This window comes from uncultured Streptococcus sp., from assembly GCF_963528215.1.
Lineage (GTDB): Bacteria > Bacillota > Bacilli > Lactobacillales > Streptococcaceae > Streptococcus.
In genome coordinates this window covers 26,542-46,452 of record NZ_CAURVL010000007.1, presented here as the reverse complement: position 1 = coordinate 46,452, position 19,911 = coordinate 26,542, and the positions used below count along the sequence as shown (strand labels likewise).

Below are 19,911 nucleotides of genomic sequence, written 5' to 3'. Positions count from 1 at the left end.
GTTTGGCGATAAACAATTTTAGTGGTGCTTATGGGACATATCTGACGCTTGAAGTGTTGACTGGTACTGTTTCCCAAAACATTGCCGGGAACACTTCCAAAGTACGAGTATGGGCTAAGTTGCGAACGAATGGGTATGGAGCTTTGCATGGCATCACAGCACCTTTGACAATTCAAATTAATGGCGGCTCTGCGATTGAGAATATTAGTGTTAATCTAGGCAAAAACTCAGAATCTACTGTATTTATCAAAGAATATGAAATAAATCATAATTCAGACGGTAGTAAGTCTTTTGATGTAACTGTCAAAGTCGATATTAACACAGGTGGATACGGTAGTTCTACAGTAAGTCAGACAGTTCACCTAAAAACAATACCTCGTGCTAGCTCAATCGGTATTAATCAAGTCGCTATTGGTCAAAATATGTCTATCACTATTAATAGAGCAGACGCTAGTTTTAAGCATAAGCTTCGTTATAGTTGGTACGGGAAGTCTGGCGAGATAGCCAGTAATGTTGATACAAGTTCCAATTGGACAATCCCAAAAGATTTTATCAACGACTTACCAAACAGTACGAGTGGGACAGGGACGATTTACGTCGATACTTATTCCGGCTCTGATAAGATAGGTACTCAAACAGCCAACTTCACCGCAACAGTTCCAGATGATATCAAACCAACTTTGACCGGATTTACCCTAACAGACGGAAATGCGATAGCGGCAAATATTGTTCCTGGCGGTGAGCACTTCATCAAGATTTTATCTGACATCAGAGTTAATTTTGGGGCAGCTTCTGGGGCTTATGGCTCAACTATCACAGGTTACTTTGCGGAAATTGTCGGCAAGAACCGATCAACGACCACAAACGGCGGCGGTCTTGGTCTGATGAACTATGACGGTCAAGTCGTTATCAGAGCGAGAGTTACAGACAGTCGAGGGCGGACGAGTAATGCCATAGAACGTACAGTGACTATCCTTGACTACTTCCCGCCAATCCTAAAATTTGATGTGGCCAGAACTGGTTTGAACGGCGGAACATTGACGATTACACGGACAGCCAAAGTCGCTCCGCTAACAGTCAATGGATCGCAAAAGAACAAGATGACGCTGACATTCAAGGTCAAACCTCTTGCGGATAAAAGCTACACATCGGACACTGGCCCTGCTGCCGGCTCTTGGACGAGCATATCTGAGCTTGTCAACAGCCCAGCAAACCTATCCGGTCAGTATCCAGCCAATAAGACTTGGGAAGTTGTAGGGAAGCTGGAAGACCGTTACACAAGTACTGAATTTGCAGCCATCGTCACGACCGAGGGTGTAGTCATATCTTACAGCCAATTCGGTGTGAGTATTAATAAAATCTGGGAACGTGGAGCGCTTGATGTCAAAGGCGACATCTATGCGAATGACAAGCTTATCCAGATGCACGCTTTGACGCAAAAAAATGGTACTGCCATCTATGCTTATGGGAAAGACTTCGACCAGGAACGGACGACTGGTGTTTATTTCAAGAACGGAACGGAAAACAACAATCCAGCTCGTCAATATGGCTGGCTGTTAGTACTCAATAGTAACAATGAGTGCTTCCAGATGTTCTTCCCGTCCATATCAACAGCAGAGCCTGCCAAGCGTGTCCTACTTGCTGGGAAATGGAGCGCATGGTCAACAAATGCAAGGAGTGACCACGCTAACCTCAAGCGCATAGAATGGACTTTTACAGGTGTCAATGGTGTACATTACAAGCGGCAGGGGGATTTGGTGACATTGAGGATGAATATTAGAGGTAATGGCACGACCATGCCAGTCGGCTCTATTCCAAGGGACTTAGTCCCCATTTTAGGCAGCGGGTCCATGTTAAATGTCACAGTTTGGCATGTCAACACGTCAGAGGATAAGCATTTGCAAATCAACGCAGATGGGACGATGCACATTCTCGACTCTGGGAACAAAGATATTAAAACACAAGTCACTTGGTCTATTTAATAAACAGAAAGGATATATATGTCTAAATTAAATTTCAACAGAAAGAGTTGGATTTACTCATCGTCCAACAACGAAGTAGAGGGTACTCATGTCATTCTGACGAATGCAGAGGGCGCTTTTTATCCAGTATTGCTTCCGAAAGAAGCTATTGATTTGCCAGTCGAGGAACTGGAAAAGAAAGCCTTGGAGGTCGTTTATAAAGATAATTTCCCAGACCGTGCCAAGAAAGAGCAGGACGAGGAAATCAATAAGAAATTCCAGGAAGCAGACAAGAAAGAGCAAGAAGCTACTCTGCAGCGGGCAGAGCTGAAAGAATTGCTTGAACTTGTCACTTATATTGCGCTTGGTATCTCTGGTGGTCTGGACATCAACAGTTACACAGCACTAGCGCAGAAGATTGATGCGCCAGTCAACGGAAAGAGGTACACAGGACCTACATTCGTCACTATCAATTATCCATACACGACTAATCCGAAGTGGCAGCAAGGAAATCGGACGATTGTCAAATACACGGGTGCTACTGGTTACAACTACACCGGACAGTCTGCGGAAGACATGCTCAAATCTGGTGCATGGACTATCGTGCTGCCAAATATCAGCAACTAGCTAGAAAGGGGTGATTATTATTTGAAACCAGAGTACCAATTTCTGATAACTGTAATTGGTTTCATCATAACCATTTACGGTTTTTATAATGTTCTGCGTGCGAAAAGCATTGAGCAAGCAACCAAAATCAACTCATTGGAATTGCGCTTAGGCTTCTTGGAGCAGCAGACCAAAGACCATACTCGTCGCTTGGACGACCACGACAAGCAGAATCAAGCTCTTGTCGCTATGACGGAGCAAATCAAGAATTTGACTGAAGATGTCAAAGAACTCAAAATCATGATCGAAAAGAAAGGAAGTTAACTATCATGAAGAAAATTGACACAGGAACATTGACACGGACCATCTTAATTGTACTGGCCTTGATCAACCAAGGGCTAGTCATTGCAGGCAAGGAAATTTTGCCTTTTACCGACGATCAAGTGACGCAAGTCATTTCTTTTGTTTTCACGGCCTCTACAGCGCTTTGGGCTTGGTGGAAGAACAACAATTTTACCACCAGCGCCAAGGAGGCGCAGGAGTATGCTAAGGCCCTTAAACAAGCCAAAAAAACACAGGGAATTGTGCCTACGCCTTCTGTAGGTTCAAAAGATGATGATGTCATCCTGGGGTGATGATATGACGACACAACAAGAGTTTTTAAACTACGCTGAGTCATTGCTTGGGCAAAAAGTAACTGTCCCAAGCAACCCCTACGGAGGACAATGTGCAGCCTATGTAGACCATCTCTGCAGATGGGCGACAGGAGGAGTTTACACGTTATCCTATACCAATGCAATCGACTTGCTTTCAAGGGCTCGAGCGAATGGTTTTGAGGTTTTTTACAATAATGGGAAAAACCAGCCAGAGCCAGGGGATATCTGGGTCGCAAGGACCTATAGCCATGCTTTTGGCCACACAGGGGCATTTAAGAGCACAGGAGGTCAACCAATGACCTTGGAACAAAATATCGATGGAAATGCCGATGCCTTGTACAATGGCGGCTGGGTGCGTCTCAAGCAACGCCTGCTATACGCAGACGGGACATTTACTTACAATCCACAGATTGAGACGCAGACGCTGATTGGTTGGTTTAGATTACCCCTGACCAAAACGGCAGAAAAAGCAACACAAGAACAAATCAAGAGGAGGAAATCCGGGATGTACGGATCATACTTTTTTACTATCAAGGAAGGCGACGGCGAATTTGCCAAAGGCGCCGTCTATGTCTATAATACAGCCACAAATACTGTGACCGGAATGCACAATGAAGCTGAATTGCACGAAATCCGTGAGCTTTATAAGAAGCTCTACGGAGAGGAAATGAAAGCCGAGACCTACTCGACCCAAGCTCCGGCTTATCGTCGTATCTTCGCAGGCCTGGAAACACGGACAACAGGGTATAATTATGAAAATGCGACCAGAGCAGCTGAAAAGGCGCAGGAAGAGATCAAGAACCTTGCTTACTTGCTGAAAGGCAACGACATCGCAATCAAGCAAACATTTACAGCTAATGTCAGCTTAAACATACGAGAAGCCGCAAGCAAGACAGGAAAAGTCATCGGCGTCTTGAGAAAAGGTGAGACGGCCGAGATCGTAGGATCATCCCAGTCAGACGGATACTACTGGATCTCTTTCTTGAAAGACGGAAAGTTAGCCTACGTCGCTTCTAAAGTTGTAGGCGGCGACACTTATGGCCTTATAAAATAATGCCACAGTTATTTAAAATTTGCATACAAAATAAAAAAAGGTTTTTATAAATCTTCTGCCCTGGCCGATTGGTCGGGGCTTTTTTGTTTGCTTCGAGGGGCAAAAAGGGGGCATGAGTTTAAAACTTTTGTATTTTTATGACAAAAAATATAGATAGTTTTATCTCTTTATACGCTTATTTAATGCGTTTTAACGCTATTCTATCTTTTTAGGCGAATAGCGAGACACACCCGTACAGTACGTTAATCTAAGATAATAAAAAAGAACCGTTGATTGAAAAATCATCGGTTTTTTCTCTTGTCGAAGTGATGACCAGTATCTTGTGTGGGAAGAAGGACACGTCAGCGTTTTGATTTTTGAAATAAGATTGTCCCTTTGTCTATTTTGTCTAAAAATGATATAATGGTATAAAAGAGATGGGAGAGACAGATGTTAAAGAGAGATTTATTAAGAAATGTCATTATTTTTTCAGTTCTAGCAGCCATCATTATAGGGCTGAGAGTTTTTATTTATACGCCTTATCGGGTGACTGATCAAGACAGCAATGCTTATTTGGCAAAGAATGACTTGGTCTTGGCGACGAGAAAGCAAGACATCAAGCGTGGAGACTTTGTCCTCTATGAAGTGGACGGCAAAGACTATGTCGGCCGGGTCATTGCCCAGGAAAAAGATCAGGTAACCTATATGGATGATCTCCTTTACCTGAACGGTCAGGTCATGTCGGAAGAATACATTGAGAAAATGCGCGAGAAATATTTGGCTTCAGCAGGTAGTTCGGGCTATTATACTCATGATTTCTCTATTATGGATTTAAAAGACTCAAAGTCTGATAAAATTACTAAAGATTCTTATCTGATTCTTAATGACCGACGTGAAAATACCAAGGACAGCCGAGAATTTGGGCTCATCAAAGCCAGTCAAATCAAGGGAGTGGTGGAGTTCCGACTCTCACCTCTTAATGAATTTGGTTTTATTAAAAATAAGTAAATTGAAGTCTATTTTCAACCAAGGCTGGGCAAGCCTTGGTTTTTTTCTTTGAAAATCAACTTTAAAGTTACAAGTAAACATAAAGATACTTGTTCTGATGTGGTATACTAATATCAAAAGAGCACAAAAAGGGGATTACTTTTGAAGTCAAGAAATAAGAAATTATTATTTTTTGCTATACTGGCTCTAAGTTTTTTGACAGCATGTAGCAGTATAGTAAATAGAGATGGTGAAAAAATATGGATGTCAGATACAGAAATGACTGAGCTTCATAAGAAAGAGCAAAAGCTTGCACTTTATATCATTAATCATTATGAAGATGTTCAAAAAATTGAATTTGATGAATTTTCCAAGGGAAATTTATGGAAAGGGAATTCCGTTAGTCTCATAGTAAATGACACCAGTTATATCCCACATGTTTCTTTGGACTCAAAAGATGAAAACTATAATATAAATAATAACTCTCACACTGATTCGACAGAATTGACTTTTCGTCTGAAAAAGAAAGAGAAGGTCACAAATTTTAAAGATACGGGTGAGGCGGATGTTATTTACTCTGGAGAAAATGCTTGGCTGACGACAGAGGAAAAAGTAAAGGTACGCAACCAGGAAGAGGGTCTGGCTTTATTTTTACTGAATCACTATGAAAATGTTGAAAAAATTGAATTTACAAAGATTTCAAGAAAGCCTTTTGGACAGGCAAGATATGCTGCTTTACTTGTTAATGATAAGATAAAGATTTATACCGACCTGGATGATAGCTATGATGACTATCATTTGTCTGACAATCCTGAAAAAGACAGCCTGAAAGCTAAGGAGAATCCAACAAATTTGCAAAGTCTAGATAGCATTACTGTTATCTATTATACAGGGAAATGAAGGATGTGTTGCAATGAAAAAGCCAGACTGACTTAATCATCAGACTGGTTTTTTCGTGTCTCTTGGTGAAAGATGCTTTGCCATACTTCGTGGCGGCGCCAGAGGCTGGTATGGATAACACCGTCCATTTCATAGCGGATGAGCTTGGTTTTCTGGCTGACAGAGAGCAGTTCAAAGTTTTTGATAGGTGTTTTTGAGGCTCTTTCTGCCTGAAATTCAGCCTTGTTTAGCTGTCGGCCATCTTGGGAAATATAGAGAAATTCGGCGGACAGAAGCGTATCCAGTTGGCTGCCTTGCTCTACGAGCTGCTCACGCATGAGTAGGTTTGGATAAAGATTTTCCAATCTCTCATCTTCAGGAATGGGAGCGGGCTCGATATGAATGTCAATGTCAAAGACCCCAAAGCGCTTCATCAACATATCCTCAACCTGGTCCGCAATATCATGGCTTTCAAAAACAGACAAATCGGGATTCATTTCCAAGATAATATCCAGGTAGATATTACTGCCATAGGTCCTACCCCGCTGGGACTTAACCTGAGTGATTTTAGGAATTTCGAGAATAGCTTGCTTATAGTCTTGGAGCAGGCTCTCATCAAATCCGTCGGACAGGCTGAAGGATGATTCCATAAAGATATCATAGGCCGTCTTGAGAATGAAGAAGGTAATGACAATGGCTGCCAGCTTATCAACGATTGGGAAATTAAAGGCGCTGGCAATGATAGCAACTGAAGTGCCGATAGAAGTGACAGCGTCTGACAAGTTGTCCTTGGCTGCAGCATCCAGAGCCTTGGAATGAGCTTTTTTAGCTAGCTTTTTATTGTAAAAATAAACACCCAACATAATGATTGCCGAGATGATTCCGACCACGGCACCAACAGGGTCAATCTTGGTTTCTTGGTTGGAGATGATCTTCTGAATGGTTTCTATCAAGACATCAAAACCAACGAAAAACATGATAAAAGATGTGATGAGACTGGCCAGATCTTCTATCTTCCAGTGGCCGAAGCGATGGTCACGGTCGGCTGGTTTTCTGGCCATACGCAGGCCGATTAGAACGGCGATATTAGCCACGATATCAGAGACGTTGTTGAAGCCGTCGGCCGTCAGACTGGAGGACTGGAGGGTCGAGCCAGCGATGATTTTGACCGCGGAGAGAATCAGATAGGTAGCGATGGAAAGGATGGCTCCTCTCTCCGCTAGCTTCAGATTGTTACTAGGATTTTTCATGACAGCCTTTCTTTCTAAGTGGGGCAGCAGAACGGAAAAGAGACTTGCGAAGAAATGTCATCTCTGGACAGATGTTCTAAGTCTCATATGGGCTTATTATAGCAAAAATAGAGCTAATTTTCAATTTGCGTCGGGCGTAGGGTTGCTAAAATGACTTGCTAAAAATCTAATCTAAAATCAGAAATTCCTCTTCTTTCTGGTTTAGCTTCATCAGGATTTTTGTTATAATAGTAGCATTGACTTTGAAAGAGGAAGAAAAATGCATCCTTTATTAAACGGTATGAATGACCGTCAGGCTGAGGCGGTTCAGACAACAGAAGGCCCTTTGCTGATTATGGCGGGAGCTGGTTCGGGTAAGACCCGTGTCCTGACCCACCGCATTGCCTATTTGATTGATGAAAAGATGGTCAATCCTTGGAATATCCTTGCCATTACCTTTACTAATAAGGCTGCGCGGGAGATGAAAGAACGGGCTGAAAAACTCAAAACGGAGGCCCAAGATTGCTTAATCGCTACCTTCCACTCCATGTGTGTGCGTATTCTGCGGCGAGAGGCAGATCATATTGGCTACAACCGCAACTTCACAATCGTTGATCCAGGCGAACAGCGGACTCTGATGAAACGGATTCTTAAAAATCTCAATCTAGATCCTAAAAAGTGGAATGAGCGCGCCATTCTGGGTACTATTTCTAATGCTAAGAACGACCTGATTGATGAGGTGACCTATGCGAATCTAGCTGGTGATATGTATACAGAGATTGTGGCTAAGTGTTACACGACCTATCAAAAGGAATTGCGCCAGTCTGAGGCTATGGACTTTGATGACTTAATCATGCTGACCCTGCGGCTTTTTGACCAAAATCCTGACGTTCTGACCTACTACCAGCAACGTTACCAGTATATCCATGTGGACGAGTATCAGGATACCAACCATGCCCAGTACCAGCTGGTCAAGCTCTTGGCTTCCCGTTTTAAGAATATTTGCGTGGTCGGAGATGCTGATCAGTCTATCTATGGCTGGCGGGGAGCCGATATGCAGAATATTCTAGACTTTGAAAAAGATTATCCAGAAGCTAAGGTAGTTCTGCTTGAGGAAAACTATCGCTCTACTAAAACCATTCTTCAGGCGGCTAATGAAGTCATCCGAAACAACCGCAACCGCCATCCCAAAAATCTCTGGACTCAAAACGAAGACGGTGAGGAAATTGTCTACTATCGGGCTAATGACGAGCAGGACGAGGCTCTCTTTGTCGCTCGGACTATTGATCAGCTGAGCCGAGAAGGCTACAGTCATAAGGATTTTGCAGTTCTTTACCGGACCAATGCCCAGTCACGGACGGTGGAAGAAGCCTTGCTCAAGTCTAATATTCCCTATACCATGGTCGGTGGAACCAAGTTCTACAGCCGCAAGGAAATCCGCGATGTTATTTCTTATCTCAATCTCATCGCCAATCCTAGCGATAATATTAGCTATGAGCGCGTGGTCAATGAGCCTAAGCGTGGTGTCGGTCCAGGAACGGTGGAGAAAATTCGGGATTTTGCGTCCAGTCAGGAAATCTCTTTACTGGATGCGTCGGCCAATATCCTGCTGTCGCCGGTCAAGGGCAAGGCGGCTCAGGCAGTCTATGATTTTGCCAATATGCTTCTGGATTTGCGGGAGCGCTTGGATGACTACACAGTGACGGAGTTAGTAGAGGCTTTACTGGAAAAGACAGGTTATTCAGCAGCCTTAGCAGCCCAGGCGACCTTGGAGAGCCAAGCTCGGATTGAAAATATCGAAGAATTCCTGTCTGTAACCAAGAACTTTGATGAAAGTCCAGACAATCCTGCTGATGAGTCTGGTCTTGACAAGCTCAGCCGTTTTCTCAATGACTTAGCCTTGATAGCGGACACAGATGACGGAGATGAGGAGAGTTCTGAAGTGACTTTGATGACCCTTCACGCGGCTAAGGGATTGGAATTTCCAGTCGTCTTTCTGGTTGGTATGGAGGAAAATGTCTTTCCTCTGAGTCGGGCATCTGAAGACGAGGATGAGCTAGAAGAGGAGCGACGTTTGGCCTATGTTGGCATTACCCGAGCAGAAAAGGTTCTCTATCTGACTAACGCCAATTCCCGTATGCTTTATGGTAAAACCAACTATAATCAGCCGACCCGCTTTTTGAGAGAAATCAGCTCAGACTTGCTAGACTATCAAGGACTGGCTCGACCGGCAAATAGCTCCTTTAAGGTCAGTTATACCAATAGCGATACTAGCAAATTCGGTCAGGGCATGAGTCTAGCACAGGCTCTACAAGAGCGGAAGCGTCAGGCGGCACCAAGTTCCATTTCTACAGGCAGTCTGCCTTTTGGCGAGAGCAGTCAGAGCCAGCCATCTAAGCCTGAAGTTGCTTGGGCTATCGGAGATATTGTCCACCATAAGAAATGGGGCGATGGAACAGTTTTGGCAGTCTCTGGCAGTGGAAACAGTCAAGAGCTCAAGATTAATTTCCCAGAAGTTGGTCTGAAGAAAGTGCTGGTCAGCATAGCACCGATTGAGAAAAAATCATGATGAGACAGTCGATTGAAGCCTGGATCTATCATCCAGAGGATGGAGAAATCTTGCTCTTGAGAGTTGAGGATGAGAAAGTTTCCTTTTGGCAGCCCATTACTGGTGGGATTGAGAGCGGTGAGAGCCCAGAAGAAGCCTGCCTTCGTGAAATAAAAGAGGAGACCGGCTTGCTCTTAGCTTGTTCAAATCTGACTAGTCTTGGAGATATTACGGTAAAGATTGATGAAAATCTGTCTATCCACAAGAATCTTTTTCTAGTTCTGACAGAACAGAAGGAAATCCAGCTTTCAGATGAGCATGTAGGAGCTCAGTGGGTAGCTTTAGACAAAGTTTCGTCGCAGCTGTACTGGCCCAGCAATCAGGCGACTTTTGAGATTATAACTGAGAAGCTATAAGATATAGCTTCTCTTTATTTCTTTTGATAAGGAAATTCTATTAGTCAAGCGAGACGTTTAGTGGTAGACTTATCACATAACTATAGTGAGGTGACCTTATGACACGTGAATTTAAATTTGAAACCCTGCAGCTTCATGCCGGACAGACAGTTGACCCGACAACCAAGTCACGGGCTCTGCCTATTTACCAGACAACTTCCTATGTGTTTGAAGATACCCAGGAGGGTGAAGATCTATTTGCCCTTCGCAAGCCGGGCAATATCTACACTCGGATTACCAATCCGACCCTGTCTGCTTTTGAGGAGCGGATTGCGGCTTTGGAGGGTGGAGTCGGAGCTCTAGCAACAGCTTCTGGTATGGCGGCCCTTACCTATACCGTTCTAGCTTTGGCGCATGCTGGCGACCATGTAGTGGCAGCCTCCACTATCTACGGCGGCACCTTTAATCTGCTCAAGGAAACCCTGCCTCGCTATGGCATTACCACGACTTTTGTGGATATTGAAAATCTGGCTGAAGTAGAGGCAGCCATTCAGGACAATACCAAGCTGGTTCTGATTGAAAGCTTGGGCAATCCTTTGATTAATATTCCTGACTTTGAAGCTTTGGCAGAGCTGGTTCATGCTCACAAGATTCCGTTGATTTCCGACAATACATTTGCTACGCCTTATCTGATCAATGTCTTTTCTCATGGAGTGGACATCGCGGTTCATTCTGCGACCAAGTTTATCGGAGGTCACGGAACCAGCATCGGTGGTGTGATTGTGGACAGCGGTCGTTTCGACTGGGAAGCTTCTGGCAAGTTTCCGCAGTTTGTGGACCCGGACCCGAGCTATCATGATATCAGTTATACGCGCGATGTCGGAGCAGCAGCTTTTGTCACTGCTGTCCGAACTCAGCTCTTGCGTGATACGGGTGCAGCCATGTCTCCCTTCAATGCCTTTCTCTTCCTGCAGGGGTTGGAGACTCTCTCTTTGCGTGTAGAGCGCCATGTGTCCAATGCCGAGAAGATTGTAGATTTCCTAGCAGGACATCCTAAGGTTGAGCAGGTCAATTATCCCAAGCTTGCTGACAGTCCTTATCATGCTTTGGCAGAAAAATATTTCCCTAAAGGCGTGGGCTCAATTTTCACTTTTAATGTCAAAGGTGGGGAGAAAGAAGCTCGTAAGGTTATTGACAGCTTGGAGATTTTCTCTGACTTGGCAAATGTAGCAGATGCTAAATCCCTGGTCGTCCATCCAGCTACGACGACTCATGGTCAGATGTCGCCAGAAGATCAGCTGGCAGCAGGCATTACACCAAATCAAATCCGTCTCTCTATCGGTCTTGAAAATGTGGATGACTTGATAGAAGATTTGAGAATCGCCTTGGAATCTATATAATTTTCAAGGCCTCTAGACAGAGCAAATAAGAATAAAACTAGGTTTTCGCCTAGTTTTTTGTTATAATAGAATGGAATATATAAAAATAGTAGGTAATTTAAATGACAATTTCGGTGATTGTTCCGTGCTTTAATGAAGAAGAATCTATTCCTTTGTTTCATGAAGCTATGGAAGCGGTGAAATATCAAATCCGTGACCAGTTTGAATATATTTTTGTCAATGACGGATCGACAGACCAAACCTTGGCTGTTTTGCGTGAGCTCAGCAGTCGCTGTCCAGATGTGCACTATCTGTCCTTTTCTCGTAATTTCGGGAAAGAAGCAGCCCTCTATGCTGGTTTGCAAGAGGCGAGCGGGGATTTTGTGACGGTCATGGATGTAGATTTGCAGGATCCGCCCGAGCTCCTGATTGAGATGAAGGCTATGCTGGACACGAATCCTGAGCTGGACTGTGTGGGTACTCGTCGCACTACGCGTGAGGGTGAGCCGCCAATCCGAAGCTTTTTTGCCAATTTGTTCTATAAGCTGATTAACAAGATTAGTCAGGTAGAGATGGTGGATGGTGCGCGTGACTTTCGACTGATGCGCCGCCAGATGGTAGAGGCTATTCTGGATGTTTCAGAGTACAATCGCTTCTCCAAGGGAATTTTTGCCTGGGTTGGCTTCAATACCGAGTATTTGGAATACAAAAATGTTGAACGAGTGGCTGGTAAGACCTCTTGGAATTTCTGGTCTCTTTTCAACTATTCTTTGGAAGGCATCGTCAATTTCTCTGATGCGCCGCTCAACATCGCCTTTTTAGGAGGTATCTTGTCTTGGATTTTAGCCTTCATCCTGATGGCGGTGATTATTATCCGTACCTTGGTTTTTGGTGATCCGACATCGGGCTGGCCATCCCTTATGACCGTCATTCTCCTTATCGGTGGTTTTCAGCTACTGACCATCGGTATCCTAGGTAAATACATTGGCAAAATCTTCATGGAAACCAAGCATCGTCCAATTTATGTGATAAAAGAGAAGAGTAAATAAGATAGCAGATTTTTTCTGCTTTTTTTGTTATAATAAACTCATTGAATGTTTATGATGTGAAAGGAAAGACAAATGATTTTAATTACAGGTGCGAATGGACAGCTGGGTACAGAGCTTCGCTATCTTTTGGATGAGCGCAATGAAGAATATGTGGCTGTTGATGTAGCTGAAATGGATATTACCAATGCCCAAATGGTGGACAAGGTCTTTGCGGAAGTTAAGCCAAGCTTGGTCTATCACTGCGCAGCCTATACAGCTGTTGATGCTGCTGAGGACGAAGGAAAAGAGCTGGACTATGCCATCAATGTGACCGGTACAGAAAATGTAGCAAAAGCTGCAGAAGCTCACGGAGCAACCTTGGTCTACATCTCAACAGACTATGTCTTTGACGGACAAAAGCCTGTCGGTGAGGAGTGGGAAGTAGATGACCGGCCGGATCCGCAGACTGAGTATGGCCGTACCAAGCGTATGGGCGAGGAGCTGGTTGAGAAATATTCCAGCCGTTTCTACATTATCCGTACTGCCTGGGTCTTTGGTAACTATGGTAAAAACTTTGTTTTTACCATGCAAAATCTTGCCAAGACGCACAAAACTCTGACCGTAGTCAATGACCAGCATGGCCGTCCGACTTGGACTCGTACGCTGGCTGAATTTATGACTCATTTGGCTGAAAATCAAAAGGAATTTGGTTATTACCATCTGTCTAATGATGCGACAGAGGACACGACATGGTATGACTTTGCAGTGGAAATTCTCAAAGATACAGATGTGGAAGTCCAACCGGTTGATTCCAGCAAATTCCCGGCCAAGGCTAAGCGGCCTTTCAACTCAACTATGAGCTTGACCAAGGCCAAGTCTACAGGCTTTGTCATTCCGACTTGGCAGGATGCCTTGAAAGAGTTTTACAAGCAAGAGAAGAAACAGTGATATTCTTTGAAGTTTATAACAGCGACAGAACTTAGTCTCAGACTAGGTTCTGTTTTTTTCTAGCAGACTCAAGAAGTGATTTTCAGGTGCGTGCTCTGGTGGAGAAAGAGCTGGCTTGAAGATGCGGGTGGAAAATGAGAATGAGAAGAATTTTCCACAGATCTTATCCCCTTAAAATAAAGATGTTTCAATTTGATGAAATTCTGTGGATAACCTTTATTATTTCATGCAACTGTGTTACAATGTTACTATAAATAAAATAGAAGAGGTGTGTGAATATGTCACGTAAACCATTTATTGCTGGTAACTGGAAAATGAACAAAAATCCTGAAGAAGCAAAGGCTTTTGTAGAAGCGGTTGCTGCTAAGCTACCTTCTTCAGATTTAGTAGAAGCTGGTGTCGCTGCTCCAGCACTTGATTTGACAACTGTTTTGGCAGCAGCTAAAGGAAGCAATCTTAAAGTTGCAGCCCAAAACGCTTACTTTGAAGATGCAGGTGCCTTCACTGGTGAAAACAGCCCTAAAGTTCTTGCAGAAGTTGGAGTTGACTACATTGTTATCGGTCACTCAGAACGCCGCGATTATTTCCATGAAACAGACCAAGACATCAACAAAAAAGCGCATGCTATCTTCCGCAATGGTCTGGTGCCAATCATCTGCTGTGGTGAGTCGCTAGAAACTTACGAAGCTGGTAAAGCAGTAGATTTCGTTGGTGCTCAAGTATCAGCTGCTTTGAAAGACTTGACAGCTGAGCAAGTTGCATCATTGGTTATCGCGTATGAGCCAATCTGGGCTATCGGTACTGGTAAGTCAGCAACTCAAGACGACGCTCAAAAGATGTGTAAAGCAGTTCGTGACGTTGTAGCAGCTGACTTTGGTCAAGAAGTAGCGGACAAGGTTCGTGTTCAGTACGGTGGTTCTGTAAAACCTGAAAATGTTGCGTCTTACATGGCTTGTCCAGATGTTGACGGTGCTCTTGTTGGTGGTGCATCACTTGAAGCTGAAAGCTTCTTGGCATTGCTTGATTTTGTAAAATAAAAAATGTTGAAAAAAGACTTGTCCTCCCAAAGGTGACAAGTTTTTTAAAAGTTGGAGAGAAAAGTTGAAATCGAAAGAATTGGTTTATTTAGCGAGTACGGCTATTTTGTTGGCAGCGACTGCCAATGTTGCAAAAGCCGAGGAACATACAATCGCTGAGTCAGAAATTTTAAAAACAGAAAGGTCTGTTAGTTCCCAGAATCAGATAGTGAATGCGGCTGCATCGCAAGCGTCTAATCAGCCGATTGTAGGAGTATCATCTGCAGAACAGTCAGTTCAAGCAGTTAAGCAAGAGGAGCAAATAACGAATGCTGTAGGAACAGCTGTTGAGTCTGGAGGAGCAGCTCAATCAGCTACTGTAGAAACTCAGGTGGCACCTGCTAAGCCAGAAGGGCAAACTCAGTCAGATGCAAATAATTTTAATCAGAATGAAACTGCAGCTGATCAGTCAGCAAAAGCAAGCTCTTCTGTTGCAGATTCTGCTATTGCCTCAGAGCCAAAGGCCAGTCCTGCAGTAGCATCAGCACCAAAAGCTAGTAATGCTGGAAAAACTGTATTTTATAATGCTGGGTCAAAGGCTCAGGCAGCCCGCGGGAATTCCCAAGCAGAGATTAAAGGTACTTCCTTTGTAGATGTCAGCAGCCACAATGGCCATATCAGCGTAGACGACTACCGTAAATTAGCCCAGCAAGGGGTTGGCGGGGCCGTTGTCAAACTGACAGAAGGAACCCATTACACTAATCCATTTGCCGAGTCTCAGGTGAGAAATGCGCAGGGAGCTGGTTTACAAGTATCGACCTATGCCTTCTCGCACTATACCAGTGATGAAGAAGCGAGAGCTGAAGCGCGCTATTACGCTGCCTTTGCCAATAGACTAGGTCTGCCTAAAAATACAGTTATGGTCAACGACATGGAAGATCCTAAAATGCAAAATGGGATTAACCAGCATACCCAGGCTTGGGCAGATGAGATGCGCAGACTGGGTTATTCTAACCTGATGTACTATACCAGTGCCAGCTGGCTGGATCAAAATAATCTTCGCAGCAAGGGACCGGTTAATACATCGCAATTTGGCTATAGCAACTTCTGGGTGGCCCAGTATCCGTCTTCTAATTTAAATCTTGATGGAGCTAAATCTCTCAAATACAATAGTGGCGCTGGAGCATGGCAGTTTACAGCCCAGGCTCAGCTGTTAGCTGGCAAGCATGTATTTGACCATAGCGTTGATTACACTGGGAGATTTACCCAGCAGTCTGCTCTTGCTAAGCAGCCTTTAAAGGGTAACATCAGTATTCAAAATAAGAATAATGTCAATGGTAGCTTTGATGTTGTGATTTCAAACGTTTCTGCTCCTTATGGAGTGTCTGTTGTTAGTGTTCCAGTGTGGTCTGAAGCTAATGGTCAAGACGATATTATCTGGTACACAGCCACTCAGCAGGCCAATGGTACTTATAAAGTTTCTGTTGATTCTAGCAGACATAAGGATTCAGTTGGCAAGTACAATGTCCATCTCTACTATGTCCGCAACGACGGTCAATTAGTCGGTGTTGGCGGTACTACAACCAATGTATCTATCATCAAGCCACAGGGCAAAATCAGCATCCAGAATCGTAACAGCGAAACTGGTGATTTCGATATTGTGGTTTCAGGTATCTCATCCCCTGGTGGTCTTAAGACTGTCTCTCTGCCGACTTGGTCAGAGGCCAATGGTCAAGATGATATCAAATGGTATACTGCTGAACGTCAGGCCGACGGCACCTATCGTAAGCGAGTCCGCATAAGTGATCACAATCATGTGCAGGGCGAGTACAATGTCCATCTCTACTATGTCCAAAATGACGGCCGCTTGGTTGGTGTAAGCGGCACTAAAACGACCGTTTCTCTTGGCAAACCTAAGGGGACCATCAGTATTCAAAATCGAAACAAAGAAACTGGCGATTTTGATATCGTTGTTTCAGGTATTTCATCTCCGGGCGGTCTGAAGAGCGTTTCTCTGCCAACTTGGTCTACTGTGAATGGTCAAGATGATGTTAAATGGTATGACGCTGAGCGTCAGGCTGATGGCACTTATCGTAAGCATGTCCGTCTGAGTGATCACAATAATGTTGAGGGTGAGTACAATGTGCACCTTTACTATGTGCAGAATGATGGCCGCTTGGTCGGTGTGGGCGGCACTAAAACGACTATTTCCATAGAAAAACCAAAAGCCCAAGGTAAAATCAGCATCCAGAATCGCAACAGTGAAACGGGTGATTTTGATATTGTCGTTTCAGGAATTGTCTCTCCTGGCGGTCTCAAGACTGTTTCCCTGCCAACTTGGTCAGAGGCCAATGGCCAAGATGACATCAAATGGTATGACGCAGAACGTCAGGCTGACGGCACTTATCGGAAACGAGTTCGCCTGAGCGATCATAACAATGTCCAAGGCGAATATAATGTGCACCTTTACTATATGCAGAATGATGGCAAACTAGTAGGAGCAGGCGGCATCAAGACCAACGTTTCTATCAGCAAGCCGCAGGGTAAAATCAGCATCCAGAATCAAAACAAGGAAACTGGCGATTTTGATATTGTTGTTTCGGGTATTGTCTCTCCGGGCGGTCTGAAGGGAGTCTCCCTGCCAACCTGGTCCACAGCCAACGGCCAAGATGATGTCCAATGGTACACAGCAGAGCGTCAGGCTGATGGTACTTATCGTAAGCATGTCCGTCTGAGTGACCATAACAACGTTGAGGGCGAATATAATATGCACCTTTACTATGTGCAGAATGATGGCAGCTTGGTTGGTGTGAGCGGCACTAAAACGACTATTTCCATTGAGAAACCAAAAGCGCAAGGTAAAATCAGTATTCAGAATCGCAACAGCGAAACCGGCGATTTTGATATTGTCGTTTCAGATATCGTATCACCAGGTGGTCTTAAGACAGTTTATCTTCCAACTTGGTCAGAGGTTAATGGCCAAGATGATGTCCAATGGTACACAGCGGATCGTCAGGCTGATGGTACTTATCGTAAGCATGTATATGCGCGTGACCATAACAATTTTCAGGGCGAATATAATGTCCATCTCTACTATGTGCAAAATGATGGCAAGCTAGTAGGAGCAGGCGGCATCAAGACCAATGTGTCAATCAGTAAGCCGCAGGGTAAAATCAGTATTCAAAATAAGAACAATGACACTGGAGAGTTTGATATTGTAGTATCAGGCATTGTGGCACCAGAAGGTCTCAAGACAGTTTACCTGCCGACTTGGTCAGAAGCGAATGGCCAAGATGATGTCCAATGGTACACAGCGGATCGTCAGGCTGATGGTACTTATCGTAAGCATGTGTATGCGCGTGACCATAAGAATAATGCAGGCGAGTACAATGTTCATTTGTATTACTTAAATAATCAAAATCAGCTGCAGGGAGCTGGTGGAGAAAAGACCTCTATCTCCGTGAACCGTCCTCAGGCAGCTACCAATCAGCGAGACCGCGTCCTTGCGGCGGCAGCTGCTATGGTAGGTGTTAAGGGAGGCAGTGCTGAGCATCAGCGCTTGGTCAATGATTATAACAGTGTCAGACCGCTGCCAGTTGGCTATGCTGTGAAAAACACAGATGACTGGTGCGACATTTTCACGACGGTTATTTTCCAAAGAGAAGGCTTGAGCGATCTTATCGGCCGTGAGTGTGGTGTAGAGCGCCATATTCATATTTTCCAAAGACTAGGTATCTGGAATGAAGATGGCAATTCGACTCCTAGCGCAGGTGATATCATCACCTTTAACTGGGACAAAGATACCCAGCAAAACGATGGCTGGGCTGATCATATCGGTATTGTCGAAAAAGTCGAAAATGGGATCATTCACACGATTGAAGGTAACAGCAATAACGTAGTTAAACGCAATACTTACCGCATCGGTCATGGAAATATCCGTGGTTTTGCGACACCTCGTTATAGATAAACATACAAAAAAACCAAGGGAAACCTTGGTTTTTTAACGTCTTAGAATTTTCTTTATGAGCTGAAGCAGCTTAAATTTGAGAGGGTTAGGATAATAACGGAAAGTTCCCATTTTTCGGACGATGAAGCCGTTGAAGTTCTGTTTGAAGCGCAGAACACCGTCAGAACCGTCGAAAATTCCCATTATACCGAGGAAATTATAAAATGGGATACCTCTCTTGACGCTTTCGGTCATAACGTATTCCTGCAACAGGGCTGGAGCGTAGAATTTGTTGAACTCAGGATAAGATCCACTGAAGAGATAGGTTGCTTCCTGAGGGGTGTAGATAAAGAGGCTGGCAGCCAGAATCTGGTCTTGGTCGCCGTACTTGTCAATCAGTTCTTGGGCTTCTGTTTTGCGGGTTTCAAAGCTATCAAACTGGCTGGAAAGCTCTCGCAGCTGATTTTGCTTTTTTTCAGATTGAGGGTTGTTTTCCAAGTCCGCCTGCAGTTTCTGAATTTTCTGGCTCAGTTTCTCTTGGTCTTTTTGTAAGTTCTGAAGATAGTCCTTGAAGTTGAGACTGGCTGTCATAAAGTCTGCTTGCTGACCAAAGCTATCATAAAAATCTTGATAGTAGTCTAGTGGCTTGTCATCATATTCCCGTCGGTCAGAAGTGGCAGCTGTGATATCTTTAAAAATGCTGAGTTGGTCATGTTCCAGCCTTGTTAGCTTGATACCAAAGGTGTTAGCCTTTTTGACGGTCGCCTTGCCGTTTTTACTGAAGGACTTGAGCAAGTCTTTCTCTGTCAGACCAGATAAGTCTTTGACATAATGCCAATCAGGCTCCCCGCCTGGATAGCCCGTCTGTAGGCCGTCAAAGTCAAAGCCCAAATCAGTCAGTTGCTGGATAAGCTCGCCTTTTTCAGCAGATATGGGCTGGCCATTGCTGTCAAAGGCCTGATAAGTCTCGTAGGGCTTGATGATGAGCTCTAGGGCACCTTCTTTTTTAGCATAGGCTTGCAAAGCTTGATAGAAAGGAGTCAGGTATTGAGCATCAGTAGAGACAGGACCGCAGTTGATTTCCATATGGAGGCCGCCAGTCATCGGCATACTGTAGAGGACAGCAGACACCACTACCTGTCCCTGCGGGTCAGTGTAGCCGACATACTGGGTACTGAAGCCCCGCTTGTTCAGCAGCTCTGCCATTTCCACGGTCTGCATAAAAGAGCGTTGGGAGCTAGCTGAGGTATGCTGGATAAATTCTTCTTGGCTGAGAAGTTTAAAGGTCATAGGCTTCCTT

General features: G+C 44.3%; 16 protein-coding genes. 14 read left to right on the top strand and 2 right to left on the bottom strand.

Going from position 1 to position 19,911, the window contains the following annotated elements; genetic code table 11:
• Positions 1–2 precede the first annotated feature (2 nt).
• The 7 genes from RWS24_RS04460 to RWS24_RS04430 all read left to right on the top strand — a co-directional run bounded on the left by RWS24_RS04460 (position 3) and on the right by RWS24_RS04430 (position 6,143).
• Positions 3–1,982, top strand: coding sequence for a DUF859 family phage minor structural protein (locus tag RWS24_RS04460; RefSeq protein WP_314365807.1), 1,980 nt, complete (start codon positions 3–5; stop codon positions 1,980–1,982).
• Positions 1,983–2,000: 18 nt separating this feature from the next.
• Positions 2,001–2,588: a DUF1366 domain-containing protein gene (locus RWS24_RS04455; RefSeq protein ID WP_314365805.1), complete on the top strand. Its 588-nt coding sequence runs from the start codon at positions 2,001–2,003 to the stop codon at positions 2,586–2,588.
• Positions 2,589–2,609: 21 nt separating this feature from the next.
• On the top strand, positions 2,610–2,891 hold the full coding sequence (locus RWS24_RS04450; RefSeq protein WP_314365803.1) for a hypothetical protein: 282 nt from the start codon (positions 2,610–2,612) through the stop codon (positions 2,889–2,891).
• Positions 2,892–2,896: 5 nt separating this feature from the next.
• Positions 2,897–3,202: a phage holin gene (locus RWS24_RS04445; protein ID WP_314365801.1), complete on the top strand. Its 306-nt coding sequence runs from the start codon at positions 2,897–2,899 to the stop codon at positions 3,200–3,202.
• A 4-nt stretch (positions 3,203–3,206) separates the two neighbouring features.
• On the top strand, positions 3,207–4,277 hold the full coding sequence (locus RWS24_RS04440; protein WP_314365800.1) for an SH3 domain-containing protein: 1,071 nt from the start codon (positions 3,207–3,209) through the stop codon (positions 4,275–4,277).
• Between the two features lie 429 nt (positions 4,278–4,706).
• Complete coding sequence (gene lepB, locus RWS24_RS04435) at positions 4,707–5,264, top strand: signal peptidase I (RefSeq protein ID WP_002929998.1); 558 nt, start codon at positions 4,707–4,709, stop codon at positions 5,262–5,264.
• Positions 5,265–5,405: 141 nt separating this feature from the next.
• Entirely contained in the window at positions 5,406–6,143 is a 738-nt protein-coding gene (locus RWS24_RS04430) for a hydrolase (RefSeq protein WP_314365797.1), read from the top strand.
• A 32-nt stretch (positions 6,144–6,175) separates the two neighbouring features.
• On the opposite strand, the gene RWS24_RS04425 is transcribed toward RWS24_RS04430, so the two are convergent.
• Entirely contained in the window at positions 6,176–7,372 is a 1,197-nt protein-coding gene (locus tag RWS24_RS04425; RefSeq protein WP_314365795.1) for a cation diffusion facilitator family transporter, read from the bottom strand.
• Positions 7,373–7,631: 259 nt separating this feature from the next.
• Between RWS24_RS04425 and pcrA the strand changes: the two genes are divergently transcribed.
• The 7 genes from pcrA to RWS24_RS04390 all read left to right on the top strand — a co-directional run bounded on the left by pcrA (position 7,632) and on the right by RWS24_RS04390 (position 18,632).
• Entirely contained in the window at positions 7,632–9,920 is a 2,289-nt protein-coding gene (gene pcrA / locus RWS24_RS04420) for a DNA helicase PcrA (protein WP_314365792.1), read from the top strand.
• Positions 9,917–10,315 carry an NUDIX pyrophosphatase gene (locus RWS24_RS04415; protein ID WP_314365790.1) on the top strand — a complete coding sequence of 133 codons (399 nt, stop codon included), beginning with the start codon at positions 9,917–9,919 and terminating at the stop codon, positions 10,313–10,315. Before pcrA ends, RWS24_RS04415 begins: the two co-directional genes overlap by 4 nt.
• A gap of 98 nt (positions 10,316–10,413) precedes the next feature.
• Positions 10,414–11,694 (top strand): O-acetylhomoserine aminocarboxypropyltransferase/cysteine synthase family protein, encoded by a 1,281-nt coding sequence (locus RWS24_RS04410; protein ID WP_314365788.1) that lies wholly within the window; start codon positions 10,414–10,416, stop codon positions 11,692–11,694.
• 101 nt (positions 11,695–11,795) lie between these two features.
• Positions 11,796–12,722 carry a glycosyltransferase family 2 protein gene (locus RWS24_RS04405; protein ID WP_314365785.1) on the top strand — a complete coding sequence of 309 codons (927 nt, stop codon included), beginning with the start codon at positions 11,796–11,798 and terminating at the stop codon, positions 12,720–12,722.
• Between the two features lie 72 nt (positions 12,723–12,794).
• Complete coding sequence (gene rfbD, locus RWS24_RS04400; protein WP_314365783.1) at positions 12,795–13,649, top strand: dTDP-4-dehydrorhamnose reductase; 855 nt, start codon at positions 12,795–12,797, stop codon at positions 13,647–13,649.
• A 278-nt stretch (positions 13,650–13,927) separates the two neighbouring features.
• Positions 13,928–14,686 (top strand): triose-phosphate isomerase, encoded by a 759-nt coding sequence (tpiA, locus tag RWS24_RS04395; RefSeq protein ID WP_314365782.1) that lies wholly within the window; start codon positions 13,928–13,930, stop codon positions 14,684–14,686.
• Positions 14,687–14,750: 64 nt separating this feature from the next.
• Entirely contained in the window at positions 14,751–18,632 is a 3,882-nt protein-coding gene (locus RWS24_RS04390) for a GBS Bsp-like repeat-containing protein (protein ID WP_314365781.1), read from the top strand.
• A gap of 33 nt (positions 18,633–18,665) precedes the next feature.
• Here the strand turns inward: RWS24_RS04390 and RWS24_RS04385 are convergent, their stop codons facing one another.
• A complete protein-coding gene (locus RWS24_RS04385; RefSeq protein ID WP_227970295.1) occupies positions 18,666–19,901 on the bottom strand; it encodes an aminoacyltransferase in 1,236 nt (411 codons plus the stop codon).
• Between the last annotated feature and the right edge of the window lie 10 nt (positions 19,902–19,911).

Bases quoted from the DNA above. Each gene is read 5' to 3' on its own strand.
- RWS24_RS04455 (WP_314365805.1), top strand. From the start codon at position 2,001: ATGTCTAAATTAAATTTCAACAGAAAGAGTTGGATTTACTCATCGTCC.
- RWS24_RS04445 (WP_314365801.1), top strand. From the start codon at position 2,897: ATGAAGAAAATTGACACAGGAACATTGACACGGACCATCTTAATTGTA.
- RWS24_RS04440 (WP_314365800.1), top strand. From the start codon at position 3,207: ATGACGACACAACAAGAGTTTTTAAACTACGCTGAGTCATTGCTTGGG.
- lepB (WP_002929998.1), top strand. From the start codon at position 4,707: ATGTTAAAGAGAGATTTATTAAGAAATGTCATTATTTTTTCAGTTCTA.
- RWS24_RS04425 (WP_314365795.1), bottom strand. From the start codon at position 7,372: ATGAAAAATCCTAGTAACAATCTGAAGCTAGCGGAGAGAGGAGCCATC.
- pcrA (WP_314365792.1), top strand. From the start codon at position 7,632: ATGCATCCTTTATTAAACGGTATGAATGACCGTCAGGCTGAGGCGGTT.
- RWS24_RS04415 (WP_314365790.1), top strand. From the start codon at position 9,917: ATGATGAGACAGTCGATTGAAGCCTGGATCTATCATCCAGAGGATGGA.
- RWS24_RS04410 (WP_314365788.1), top strand. From the start codon at position 10,414: ATGACACGTGAATTTAAATTTGAAACCCTGCAGCTTCATGCCGGACAG.
- RWS24_RS04405 (WP_314365785.1), top strand. From the start codon at position 11,796: ATGACAATTTCGGTGATTGTTCCGTGCTTTAATGAAGAAGAATCTATT.
- rfbD (WP_314365783.1), top strand. From the start codon at position 12,795: ATGATTTTAATTACAGGTGCGAATGGACAGCTGGGTACAGAGCTTCGC.
- tpiA (WP_314365782.1), top strand. From the start codon at position 13,928: ATGTCACGTAAACCATTTATTGCTGGTAACTGGAAAATGAACAAAAAT.
- RWS24_RS04385 (WP_227970295.1), bottom strand. From the start codon at position 19,901: ATGACCTTTAAACTTCTCAGCCAAGAAGAATTTATCCAGCATACCTCA.